We start from the raw sequence: 12,634 nt of genomic DNA, 5'->3' as shown, positions 1-12,634 counted from the left end.
TTTTTTACTAATTTCTATTATTTATATACTATAAATGGTTAGCAATCAGTATTTCAGCCAAAACACTGAAAACTAACCACTAACCATTTATTTGGATGCTCGATATACCAAAATAATGCCGGTAATACCACAAAGGATATTGGGCAGAAACGCTCCTAAAAATGGGGTAAGCTTTCCGCTGTTGCCTAAGGCATTACTCAATGTCATGATCGAATAGTAAATAAAAATAACGATGACGCTGACTCCAAAGCCAATAGAAGAACTACCGCGCTGCTTTTGCAAGCCTAATGGTGCTCCTATAACAGCGCACACCAAACTGGCCAGAGGCAGAGCAAATCGATTATACATTTCTACCTTCATTTTATTTGTATCTACCGAATTTTCATCCAATATACGGATTTGTTCCCGTAATTCTCGAATTGTCATTTCTTCAGGCTTACGCTGGGATTCTCCAATTTTTTTTGGTGTCTGATTAATCGGCATTGCCTGACTCTTAAAGTGCATCGTCCGTTCGATTTCCCCTTTAAGCGATAAGTCATAAATAATCCCATCTTTCATAACCCACTTAGAGCCATCCCAGACAGCATAGTCGGCATTTTCCACTCTTGTAAGAACATCGTTTTCAAATTCCTGCAACGTAATATTTTTAAGTTCTTTTGTATCCCCATCGAACTGACGAGCATACATCAAGCTGGCAATATCTGCGCCGTGTACATCTTTAATAACAATGTGGTCTTGTGTTTTTGGTGCCGCACTATGTTTTACTTCTTCATTTATTATTCTGTTATAAGCATTATTAGCTTGCGGTACAACAAATTCATTAAAAGCTGTCGTACCTAAAGAAATAACAAAAGCCGCAATAAAAACAGGCATAGCCAATCGCAGAAAATTCTGTCCGCCTGAGCGCATGACAATCATTTCACTGGAACCAGAGAGACGTCCAAATGCTAATAATGCCCCTAACAATACAGACATCGGAAATGTTAAGACTATAATAGAAGGCATCGCTAATACCAGCACGCGAAATGCAGTCCAAGCCGAGGCTCCAAATTCATTGATCAAATTCGCAATACGATATAATGTACCCGTGCCTACAAAAACACTTGTAAACGCGCATACACCAAATAAAAAAGGGCCAATAAATTCTTTTAAAATATATTTATCTAATATTCGCATTCATTTCTCCATATCGATTACATTGTAAATTCTTCGCCCAAATAGAATTTTTTGGCTACAGGATCGTTAGCAACAGTATCCGGATCTCCTTCAAGAAGGATTTTCCCTTCATTCAAAATATACGCTTTATCAACAATACTCAAGGTTTCTCGAACATTGTGATCCGTAATAAGAACACCCATACCACGATTTTTCAAGTGCTGAATTATACTCTGAATATCATTTACTGCCAATGGGTCGATTCCGGCAAACGGTTCATCTAACAAAATAAATGCCGGATCCATGACAAGACAGCGGGCAATTTCCACACGCCGCCGTTCGCCGCCTGATAATTGAATACCCAAACGATTACGTAATTTTGTAATGGTAAATTCTTCCATCAAAGCTTCTGCTTTGTTTTTTTGTTCTTTTTTACTTAATTTTGTTGTTTCCAGCATAGCCAACAGGTTATCTTCTACTGTCAATTTACGAAAAATAGAGGCTTCCTGAGGTAAATATCCTATCCCATAATGGGCTCTGCGATGAACAGGCAACTGGGTAATATCATTGCCATCTATATAAATATTTCCCGAAGTAGGCCGTTCTATTCCAACTATCATGTAAAAAGTCGTTGTTTTTCCGGCCCCATTCGGCCCCAGCAGTCCTACAATTTCCCCTTTATCAACATGAAGGCTAACTCCATCTACTACATTACGTTCTTTATATGTTTTTACAAGTTGCTTCGTTTGAATGAACATAATTCCCCCTTATTCTCATTCATTCCCCGGAACAAGCACTACCGTAGAACGACTCATCGTCTGCACGGAATTATCCGCCAAGCGGATTTCAATATTGTCCCCTGTCAAAGAATTTCCATTTTGATTTGCCCGCACATTTCCAAGCATATGAATAACACCATCATTTTGATTCGGTGTTTGTGTATATATTGCTCGATTCCCATATGCAATCAAGTTATCTGCGGGGGATTCAATATGAACATTGCCGGTTCCAACTGCCTTAATTTGTTTAAACCAGCCCTGAATGGTATCTGCCCACAATTCCGCTCCTTGTGCCTGTAAATAACCGTTACCTGTTATAATACCATAATCCTGATCCAAATGATATTCGACTTTATCGCCGCGCAGTTTTTTATCTTCATACACACCATTCACATTCCCCGTAGCAACAACGTAATTTTTATTGGCTGAATGCAATGTATCAGAAGTCATATGCATATTAGGCTGCTCCACCGCAACATGTCCTTCCATATCTGCTTCTGCCGACTTTAAGTTGTAAACCGCCTGATCCCCGGTCATGGTAGCCTGGTCTCGAACAATTACAACATTTCCCGTCGCCGTTGCCACATAGTTTTTTCCATCATACGAAAGCTTATCTGCTGTAACGGAAACCGCTGGGTTTTCATTATCGGCAGCCATAGTCCCTGCAGCTGGTATCATCATCGCTCCCAGCAGTAAAACTGTTATGATTTTACATGTTATTGGTCGTCTGCTCATATTGCTATTCTCCCTTAGTTACCTTTGCGTGCCCTGTCAATGTTACTTTGTTCAAGGAGGCATCTGTTTCAAAAGCATCCCCGCTTAATGCGGTACCATCTGCTTTCTGCATATACACTTTCCCCCCCTTGATTAACCGTGTATCCATATTATAATACACACTGCCCTCAGTCTGCAACGTACTGCCATTATCCGTCGTTGCCTTAATAGGAGGTTTTACTTGCAACGTCTGCTTGTTTCTGTCAACTATTCCCATAGGAGCTTCGATTTTCATTTCTTCTCCATCTACATCTGCAATAATGATATGTGGGTGTGTTACATATATTATTTTAGTATCTGGATCAACTTGAATTTTATCGGCAGTTAAACTCCAAATAAGCTTGCCATCCTTTTTTTCCTCCAGCGTAGAGCCTTCGAATTCAACTAAATTATCATTCTTTTTTTGTTCACTATCTTCCTGGTCCTGACTGCTTAAAATCCAATATAATACTCCAGCAAACAAAACAATAATAATGCAAACACCTATCGTTATTTTATTATGTTTAAGTTTGTGCATCATCATTGCCATATTCCTCCGTTTTTTTTCTGCAACGCAATGATTTCCTCCGGTGCTGTGCTCCAGCGATGTTGGAACCATAACCATTCGGTTGGATGATCTTTAATGAAATTCTCTGTCAATACTGCTAATTCTCGCGTTAAGCGGGTTATATCTGCATCCGGATTTCCCGTATCTTCATAATGAATAATTTCCCCCACTATGAGCTGATTGTGATGGTTATCATCGTGAACAGCAAAAACAGGTATAATAGGTGAACGAAATTTCCGGGCAAACATAGCCGGTCCCACCGGGGTTGATGACATCTTCCCCAAAAACACCTGAGGAACACCACGAAATCCACCATCTTGATCTGCCAGAAACCCTAATATTTTTTTACGTTTTAACGCTCTGGCTGCCCCAATCATTTCATTGCCGCCACGGGCAAAAACTTCTAATCCCATCATTTCCCGGTTTTCATTTAGAAATCGCGTAACTTGGTCGTTCGGCTGGCGCTTTACGATTGTCGTAGCCGGATATCCATATAAAGCTAATGCCGCCCCCATCCATTCCCAGTTGCCAACATGCCCAGTCAATACAATAACCCCTTTATTTTCCTGCAAGGCTTGCTCTATTCGTTCAGGATGGTCAATAGAAACATACTGAGAAATATTTTCCTTTGTCAATTTGGGAGTATACAGAATTTCCAACAGCGATTGTCCCAAATTCCGGAATAGTTCCGTTATAATACGACGTGCTTCCGCTTCTCCACATCCTAAACCGCGGATAATATGAAATACACCTCGTTCCCGTTGTTTTTTTAAAATTATTTTCACAACAGGTCCCATCTTTCTTCCCAGAGATACTATGGTAGGATATGAAAGATGACAAACTATTCTGCTTATTTTTCGCGCAGTAACGTACTGCCACTCTTTAGACACTGCCAGTACTCCTTTCCTCTATTGTTTTATATCAACCCGGCCTGATTTATACTGCCGCAGTATATGTGCCCATTTATCTTGTCCTTTGAGAATGTATTCTACAAGTTCTCTTAAAGCGCCATGTCCGCCATTATATGCCGAAACGAAAGCTGCATTTCTTTTTGCTTCTTCACAGGCATCATTAGGTGCGGCGCCAAATCCAACGTGAGAAATAAGTTCCACGTCGTTCAAATCGTCTCCCATGTACGCGACCTCTTTTAACGTAAGTCCCTGCGCACTGCAAAGCTTCTGCATTTCTGCAAGTTTATCCGCTGCATCTTGTATTACATAGTCGATATGCAAATCTCTAGCCCGCTGTTCTACCATGGGTGATCGTCTTCCCGTAATAAGTGCTGTTTTTAATCCCCCCGCGCGAGCTAAAGAAATTCCCATGCCATCATGCGCGGAAAATCCTTTCATGGAATCACCCATCAGTCCATAATAAATAATTCCATCAGTCAAAACTCCATCCACATCTAAAGCTAAAAGTTTTATTTGAGTCAAATATTTCATTTTACACCACTCCCCGGCGCAGCAAGTCAGTTAAATGAATCATGCCGACTGCTTTTTTATCCTTATCCACGACCGGAAGTACCGTAATGGGACGCGGCTGGTTCTTTTCCATAATATGCAAGGCCGCTGCTGCTAATTGATCATCAGTAATAACTCTCGGATTTTTTGTCATCATCGCTTCAACGGGCCATTTTAAAAAATTAGATCCCGTTTCCAACCCCCGGCGTACATCACCATCCGTAACTAATCCAATAAGAACACCCTCTCCATCAACAACCGAAACCGCTCCCAGTCCCTTTTCTGTCATCATGAACAAGGCATCCTGCACGGTACTATCTTCACTAATAACAGGATTATCATTGCCTTTATGCATCACATTTTCTACAGTCAGTAAAAGTTTTCGTCCCAGAGCTCCACCTGGATGAAATACGGCAAATTGATCAGGGGTAAAATGATGTCTCGACAGCAATACTACAGCTAATGCATCGCCTAAAGCCAAGGACACTGTCGTACTTGTCGTCGGTGCCAATCCTAAGGGGCAAGCTTCCTTTTCCACCGAAGCATCCAAAATAACATCAGAGTTTTTTGCCAACGTCGAATTATGATTACCTACAATGGAAATTATTTTTGCACCGATACGGCGCAAGGACGGCAATAAATTGATAATCTCTGTTGTTTCGCCGCTCTTGGAAAAAGCGAGAATAATATCATCAGCGGTTACCATTCCCAAATCACCATGAATGCCTTCTGCCGGATGAAGCCAAATCGAAGGGGTTCCCGTACTGGATAATGTCGCCGATACTTTACGCGCTATATGCCCGGATTTTCCCATACCAGTTACAACAACTCGGCCGCTGGATTCCATAATTATATTGACAGCATTTACAAAACTCTGATCCAGTTTCGGAATAAGTTTTTCAATGCCTGCCGCTTCTTCCTGCAATACTTCTTTTGCCTCTTCCAATATATCCATCATGCTCACCTCTGCGTTATTCTTTATCTGTTTCTACACTTTTTTTTACGATTTCATTGATAGCGATCATATCCTGAAGCACTGCTTCCACTTGTGTCAAATACAGCATATTCGGTCCATCGCATAACGCTTCCTTCGGATTGTCATGAACCTCCATAAATACCCCATCTATCCCGCTTCCGGTTGCTGCTCTGGCCAAGTTTCCAATAAACTGCCGCTGTCCTGAGGATTTGGTCCCACTGCCGCCAGGCAATTGTACACTATGCGTGGCATCAAATACAACGGGGTACCCATAGCTGCGCATAATGGGAAAACTCCGCATATCTACGACAAGATTATTATACCCCAGAGAAAAACCCCGCTCTGTTAAAATAATATTAGTATTGCCAGCCTCTTCTATTTTGCCTACAACATTTTTCATATCACCCGGTGCCATAAATTGACCTTTTTTTACGTTTACAGCTTTGCCAGTCTGGGCTGCTGCATATATCAAATCAGTTTGACGGCATAAAAATGCGGGAATCTGCAGTACATCCAATACTTCTGCTGCCGGTTCTATTTGTTCAATAGAATGGATATCACTCACCACCGGAATTTGAAGTTCTTTTTTTATGTCTCCCAAAATACGCATTCCTTCTTTTAATCCCGGGCCGCGAAAAGAATTATAAGAAGAACGGTTTGCCTTGTCAAAAGAAGCTTTAAAAATATACGTAAGTCCCAGTTTATTACAAATCCTTTTCATTTCTCTGCCGATAAGCAGACAACGGTCTGGATTTTCTATTACACACGGACCGGCCATAACAAAAAGTTTTCCGTCTCCGCCAACACTTTTATTTCCAATAACTACACTTTTCATTTAGTATTCTCCTTTGCAAAATATTTCCGAATACGTGCTAAGTCCTCCGGCGTATCGATCCCGATAAATTGATGATTTGTCACGATTACCTTGATTGTATAACCATTTTCCAAAACACGCAATTGTTCCAAAGATTCCACGGTTTCCATCGGCGTAGATTCCATCTTAGCATATTGTAAAAGAAAATCACGCCGGTACGCATATATACCAATATGTTTATATGGCTTAACCGCGTCGTGAAAGGGATTTCGTGGATACGGTATCAAGGAACGTGAAAAATACATAGCTTCCCCGTTGCGGTTCATAACAACTTTCACCGCACTGGGTTCATTATATTCTGATTCCAAAAGGGGAGTAGCTACTGTGGCCATATCCAGATTAGGATTTTCTTCAAAGACATGGCACAATGCATCGATCACAGTAGGACTAATCAGAGGTTCATCGCCCTGCACATTAATAACAACATCAACATCTCCAAACTGTTCCACCGCTTCTGCTAAACGATCTGTACCATTAATGTGGTCTTCCCGCGTCATAACTGCTTTGCCGCCAAATGTAACCACCGTATCATATACTTTAGGATTATCCGTAGCTACAACAACAGCGGCCAATTTCTGTGCCTGAACCGCCTGTTCATATACACGCTGAATCATAGGTTTTCCAGCTATATCTGCCAATGGTTTTCCAGGAAGTCGTGTAGAAGCATACCGCGACGGAATAATACATACAAATTTCATTTTTATCCTCCCAATACATTATGTAAAATAGTATATAACAAATCCTGTCCTTTTGTAATTTCAATTTCTATTCCCAACACATATAAAGGGGATTGATACTGGTTCAAATAGTCTTCCGATATTTTTACTGCATCTTTTTCGGTAGTAATCAAAATAGCACCCAGACTCTTAGCTTTTAGAGTCATCTGTTCAATATCTGAAGCCGTATATTGATGATGATCATCAAATCGGAGTGTATCAACCAATTCATACCCAAATTCTTTGACTGTACGTTCAAAGGAAGCTGGATTGCCTAATGCCGATACAGCAATTCCTTTACGTCCCCCGCCATGTGCATAATGCTTGTAATCTTCTCGTCTGGCACAACTCCAGCTCATGAAAGGAACACACCAGCGTGCCTGATGGACTGCCTCAATAATAGGTGCCTGATGATTATAACGGCGCAGTGTTTGATAAATATGCTCGATAGTGTCGGAATCGCGTTGATCCGTCTTCGTTATTATAAATAATCCTGCTCGATCCAAATGTTCCAGCGGTTCTCGTAAAATTCCCCGCGGCAGCAGATATCCATTGCCAAACGGATTCGTCGCGTCAATTAGAACAATATCCAGGTCGCGGATCAACGGCCAATGCTGAAAAGCATCATCTAATATAAGAACTTCTGCTCCATACCGGTCAATGGCTATGCGGCCAGATACCGCACGCTCCTTGCCGACGAGAACCGGAATTCCCGGCAAACTGCGGGCCATAAGACACGCTTCATCGCCGCCTTCGGCTGCTGATAGCAGCAGTTGTGTCCCATCAGACATAATTGCCGTCTGATCTTCCGCTTGCGAGCGATACCCCCGATTCAGCAGCGCCACCCGGTATCCCTGTTCTTGAATAATACGGGCCAGCATACAAGCTGTCGGTGTCTTACCGGTTCCGCCAATAGTAATATTACCTAGTCCAATAACGACGGCAGGCAGTTTTTCCTGTTGGCGTTTTCCGGCCGCAAAAGCACTGTATTTAATTTCAACACCTTTTTCATATAATTTAGATATTCCTCCTAATACGGCAAGAACCGCACGATCCATCCGTGTGTGCGGAACATTCTGCATCAAAAAGGAAAAATATGCCGCAGTTTTACTGCGAAACGACATAATTCTTCATCTCCGCATCTGTATTTCATCCAATAGCTTTTGTAATTCCGTGAGATTTTTTTCCGTAGCCCCTTGATTTTCCATTACAACTTCTATGCAGCTGCGTTTCATCGCTTCTGCCCGAGATGTATTGGTCAATATATCCATACAAGTGTCGATAAACTCTTTTTCACTTTTAACCATGACACAAGCTCCGCGTTTACTAAGCAATTCAAATATTTCTTCAAAATTGAACATATAAGGACCTACTATTATCGGTTTGCCATGTGCTGCCGGTTCCAAAATATTATGTCCTCCTATTTTGGCTAAGCTGCCACCGACAAATATCAAATCGCCTACGCTGTATACGCGGCCCAACTCACCAATTGTATCAAGAATAACGCCGTCATACTTTACAGGTATCGGTTTTTTAGCTTGCATATCGCTGCGTTTAACCATACCAATTTGATGATTGGCTCCTTCTTCGCAAATTAAATCTGCTTGATAAATATACCGAGGTGCAATAATTAACCGGGCATAAGGAAAGCGTCTTTTAATCTCACCGAACGCATTATATACCGTCCCATTTTCTCCTTTATGCGTACTGCCGGCAATAATAATCGGATACGTTCCCTCTTCAAATCCTAATTCATGAAGAAATTCTTTTTTTTCTGCTTTCGTTACAATTCCATACGTCTGATCATATTTTGTATTTCCCGTAATGATAACCTTTGTAGGATCTGCCCCAATACTGATAATGTATCCTGCGTCAATATGACTCTGCATGCAAAATATGCGAATAGAAGACAATACCCGTTTCGTAAAAAAACTGATCATCCGGTAACGAATGGCACTGCGCTGACTGATACGACCATTCATCATCATCACCGGGATATGTTTTCTTTCAGCGATCCGCAAAAAATTAGGCCATATTTCTGTTTCTACCAATAAAATAATTTTTGGTTTTACTATATTCAAAATACGATTTGTAAAATACGGTAAATCCAGAGGAAAGAACAGAATCCCATCAGCACCTTCAATAATTTGATGTGCCATGCGGAATCCTGTCGCAGTTACTACGGAAACAATAAGTACCTCATCCGGATACTTTTTACGCATTTCTCGTATAATAGGGCTGGCAGCTACAATTTCTCCTACAGAAGCCGCATGAAGCCAGATAGCATGACGGTTAGATATTTTTTCTTTTAGATCATCCGGCAGATATCCGATACTTTGCTTGATGCGCTGATAAAATCCTTCCTCTTTGATAAGGCGGTATATCAGTATGGGAAATAACGTCGCCCAATACATAACCAGCAAAATATTATATAGCCAATAAATAGGATTAATTCTCATAGTTTAGCCTTTCAATTTTTCATTAAATTGCACTGCATATAAATTTGCGTATAGTCCTTTTTTCGCAAGAAGTTGTTCATGCGTTCCCACTTCAGCGATTCTTCCTTTATCAATCACAACGATCTTGTCCGCATTGCGGACCGTGCTAAGCCGATGTGCAATAACCACGGCAGTACGTCCCTTCATGAGACGATCCAAAGCGGCCTGTACAATTTTCTCGCTTTCCGTATCCAGAGCAGAGGTTGCTTCATCAAGAATAAGAATACGCGGATTTTTCAAAATAGCCCGAGCAATAGCAATACGCTGCCGCTGTCCGCCGGATAAAGAATTGCCCCGATCTCCGACTACCGTGCTGTATCCATCGGACAGCTGCCGGATAAACTCATCCGCATTTGCCGCTTTAGCTGCTAATATGACTTCTTCTTCTGTCGCATCTAAACGGCCATACAAAATATTTTCCATGACAGACGCATTAAAAAGCATGGTTTCCTGCGGAACAAGTCCAATTTGCCGACGTAACGACGAAAACGTAACATCCCGGATATCAATGCCGTCAATAGTCAAACTTCCTCGTTCCACATCATAAAAGCGAGGCAAAAGATTAGCAACTGTAGATTTTCCGGCTCCACTGGGGCCTACAAGCGCTACAACCTGCCCGGGATCTATAATCAAATTAAAATTCTGCAATGCGGCATGCTCGCTGTCATAAGAGAAATACACATTGTCAAATTGAACACGGCCTTGCACCTGTGGCAATTCAACGGCATTCATATTTTCTTCTACGTCAGGTTTTGTATCAAGTGTTTCAAATACACGATCTGCAGCACCAAGAGATTTTTGAACATTGCCATAAATATCACTAATTCGACGCACTGGATTAGCCAGATTAATTGCATAAATCAAGAAGGCAATAAGAGCCCCTGCCGTCATATCTCCGTTAATAACACTTATGCCGCCATACCAAATAATCCCGGTCACAGCCACCGCTGCAAAAAATTCCACAAACGGAGTCAGCATACTTGTAAGTTTTGTCGTCTTCATAACGGCCTGAAAATTGTAGTCGTTTTGTGTAATAAATTTTTTTATTTCATATTCTTCACGATTAAAAGAGCGAATAATTCGAATTCCAGAAATAGCTTCCTGAAGCAGGGCGGTAATATCAGCGATCTTTCCCTGTACCTCATGACCCGCTTCACGCAGCCGTGCTCCAAAAAAGTGAATCGTCAAAAGCACTAACGGCACAATAATCAAGGTCAGCAATGTCAACCGCCAATTCAAATACACCATAGAAGCCAATGACCCAACTAATATAACGACTTCTTGAACAAAGGAAACCAAGTTTCCGGCAATTGCAGTTTGCAGCGCCGTAACATCATTTGTCAAGTTACTCATAATAATACCCGTCTTATTACGGTCATAATACGACAAAGACAAGCGCTGCAAATGGCGATACAGTTTTTCTCGAATATCAATAACAATTTTTTGTCCCACATAACTCATGAGATAGCTTTGCCCAAAAAAGAAAATGCCCCGCAAAACAAAAAGAACCAAAATACCGATAACAATAAGGTTCAACGTATAGACATCTTTATTGGCTAACACTTTATCAATAACATCTTTAATCAGCCACGGTACAACAACATTGCTCAGACCGGAAAAAGCCATGCACACTACAGATATAATCAACCGTGATACATATGGTCTGATAAAGTTCAACAATCTTTTGTAGCTTTCATAGCTACTATATTCTCTCATAAACTGCCTTTCTCCTTAGCAAACTGTATAATAGTTCCAGCGATGCGCTCAACCGCACCGGGTTTCCCCATAGAACTGCGCACGGATAACATATCACTGCGCAGTTGTTGTTCCTGCTTTTTATCCTGTAACACTTTTAACAATTGTTCCGCTATATGAAGCGGAGTAACTTCATCCTGCCACAATTCCGGCATTATTTCCCTTCCGGAAATAATGTTAGGTAATCCAATGTGCTTTATATGGACTAGAAATTTCGACAATGTATAGGTCAAGGAAGACACTCGATAAATCAATATCGTCGGCAGCCCCATCAATGCGGTCTCCAAGGTTGCCGTTCCCGATGCCGCCACCGCTACCGTACTGATATTCATCATATCATATATATGATCATCCGCAATAACAGCAGAAACATCTGCAGCTTGTACAGCGCGTTCAAGCAAACTGCGATCAATTGTCGAAGCTCGCGGTATGATAAATTGAACATTTCCTGCATATTGCTTAATAATTTTTGCAGCACTAAGCATATCAGGAAGCAATCCCTTGACCTCCTGCAGCCGACTTCCCGGCATAAACAAAATCGTTCGTTTCTGGGGGTCCAAACCAAAATACCGGTAAGCCTCCTCTTTTGTCATGTCAGCATGAACCACATCCATCAGCGGATGTCCGGCATAAATAACGTTTGTTCCTATATTGCGATACAACGTTTCTTCAAAAGGAAACATAGATACTGCCAAATCAGCATATTGTGCTATTACCTTTCCTCGGCTTTTATGCCAAGCCCAAATAGTCGGCAAAATATAATAAACGACAGGAATACCCGCTGCCTTTGCCTTCTTGATAAGACGCATATTAAAACCAGGATAATCAATACAGACTAATAAATCTGGTTTTTCCTCCAGCATTTTTTGAAATAAAAAATCGCGGAGTCGAAAAAAGAATGGAATTTTCTTTAGAATTTCCCCTACCCCTATAAATCCCAGATTTTTTATATCATATATAATCCGCACACCGGCAGCATCCATCTGAGAACCACCCATACCGATCAGTTCCACTTCAGGATCAATTTTTTTCATAGCTTTGGCTAAATTTGCGCCATGCATATCACCAGAGGCTTCTCCGGCAGAAAACATGATTTTCAT

13 protein-coding genes are annotated in these 12,634 nt (G+C 41.3%); all 13 read right to left on the bottom strand.

Annotated features, from left to right (window positions below; genetic code table 11):
- Positions 1-87: 87 nt before the first annotated feature.
- Genes BLR11_RS04750 through lpxB form a run of 13 tightly spaced genes read right to left on the bottom strand, consistent with a single transcriptional unit; the run spans position 88 to position 12,634 of the window.
- Positions 88-1,176, bottom strand: a complete 1,089-nt coding sequence (locus BLR11_RS04750) for an LptF/LptG family permease (protein ID WP_091648740.1) — start codon at positions 1,174-1,176, stop codon at positions 88-90.
- Between the two features lie 17 nt (positions 1,177-1,193).
- Positions 1,194-1,913, bottom strand: coding sequence for an LPS export ABC transporter ATP-binding protein (gene lptB, locus BLR11_RS04745; RefSeq protein WP_091648737.1), 720 nt, complete (start codon positions 1,911-1,913; stop codon positions 1,194-1,196).
- A gap of 15 nt (positions 1,914-1,928) precedes the next feature.
- Positions 1,929-2,669, bottom strand: a complete 741-nt coding sequence (locus BLR11_RS04740) for an LptA/OstA family protein (protein WP_091648733.1) — start codon at positions 2,667-2,669, stop codon at positions 1,929-1,931.
- A gap of 4 nt (positions 2,670-2,673) precedes the next feature.
- A complete protein-coding gene (lptC, locus tag BLR11_RS04735) occupies positions 2,674-3,231 on the bottom strand; it encodes an LPS export ABC transporter periplasmic protein LptC (RefSeq protein ID WP_091648730.1) in 558 nt (185 codons plus the stop codon).
- Positions 3,228-4,145 carry a lysophospholipid acyltransferase family protein gene (locus BLR11_RS04730; protein WP_091648728.1) on the bottom strand — a complete coding sequence of 306 codons (918 nt, stop codon included), beginning with the start codon at positions 4,143-4,145 and terminating at the stop codon, positions 3,228-3,230. The genes lptC and BLR11_RS04730 overlap by 4 nt, the downstream gene beginning before the upstream one ends.
- 18 nt (positions 4,146-4,163) lie before the next feature.
- Positions 4,164-4,697 (bottom strand): KdsC family phosphatase, encoded by a 534-nt coding sequence (locus tag BLR11_RS04725; RefSeq protein ID WP_091648725.1) that lies wholly within the window; start codon positions 4,695-4,697, stop codon positions 4,164-4,166.
- A 1-nt stretch (position 4,698) separates the two neighbouring features.
- On the bottom strand, positions 4,699-5,670 hold the full coding sequence (locus BLR11_RS04720) for a KpsF/GutQ family sugar-phosphate isomerase (protein WP_091648723.1): 972 nt from the start codon (positions 5,668-5,670) through the stop codon (positions 4,699-4,701).
- Positions 5,671-5,686: 16 nt separating this feature from the next.
- A complete protein-coding gene (gene kdsA / locus BLR11_RS04715; RefSeq protein ID WP_091648720.1) occupies positions 5,687-6,526 on the bottom strand; it encodes a 3-deoxy-8-phosphooctulonate synthase in 840 nt (279 codons plus the stop codon).
- Positions 6,523-7,263 carry a 3-deoxy-manno-octulosonate cytidylyltransferase gene (gene kdsB, locus BLR11_RS04710; RefSeq protein WP_091648717.1) on the bottom strand — a complete coding sequence of 247 codons (741 nt, stop codon included), beginning with the start codon at positions 7,261-7,263 and terminating at the stop codon, positions 6,523-6,525. The genes kdsA and kdsB overlap by 4 nt, the downstream gene beginning before the upstream one ends.
- A gap of 2 nt (positions 7,264-7,265) precedes the next feature.
- Positions 7,266-8,405 carry a tetraacyldisaccharide 4'-kinase gene (gene lpxK, locus BLR11_RS04705; protein WP_091648713.1) on the bottom strand — a complete coding sequence of 380 codons (1,140 nt, stop codon included), beginning with the start codon at positions 8,403-8,405 and terminating at the stop codon, positions 7,266-7,268.
- A 6-nt stretch (positions 8,406-8,411) separates the two neighbouring features.
- Positions 8,412-9,740 (bottom strand): 3-deoxy-D-manno-octulosonic acid transferase, encoded by a 1,329-nt coding sequence (locus BLR11_RS04700; RefSeq protein ID WP_091648710.1) that lies wholly within the window; start codon positions 9,738-9,740, stop codon positions 8,412-8,414.
- 3 nt (positions 9,741-9,743) lie between these two features.
- Positions 9,744-11,495, bottom strand: coding sequence for an ABC transporter ATP-binding protein (locus tag BLR11_RS04695; RefSeq protein ID WP_091648707.1), 1,752 nt, complete (start codon positions 11,493-11,495; stop codon positions 9,744-9,746).
- Positions 11,492-12,634, bottom strand: a complete 1,143-nt coding sequence (gene lpxB / locus BLR11_RS04690; protein WP_091648705.1) for a lipid-A-disaccharide synthase — start codon at positions 12,632-12,634, stop codon at positions 11,492-11,494. The genes BLR11_RS04695 and lpxB overlap by 4 nt, the downstream gene beginning before the upstream one ends.

It is taken from the genome of Megasphaera paucivorans (genome assembly GCF_900103535.1).
GTDB classification, from domain to species: Bacteria; Bacillota; Negativicutes; order Veillonellales; family Megasphaeraceae; genus Megasphaera_A; species Megasphaera_A paucivorans.
Note: the sequence above shows the minus strand (reverse complement) of the source record. Positions and strands in the feature narration are given on the sequence as shown.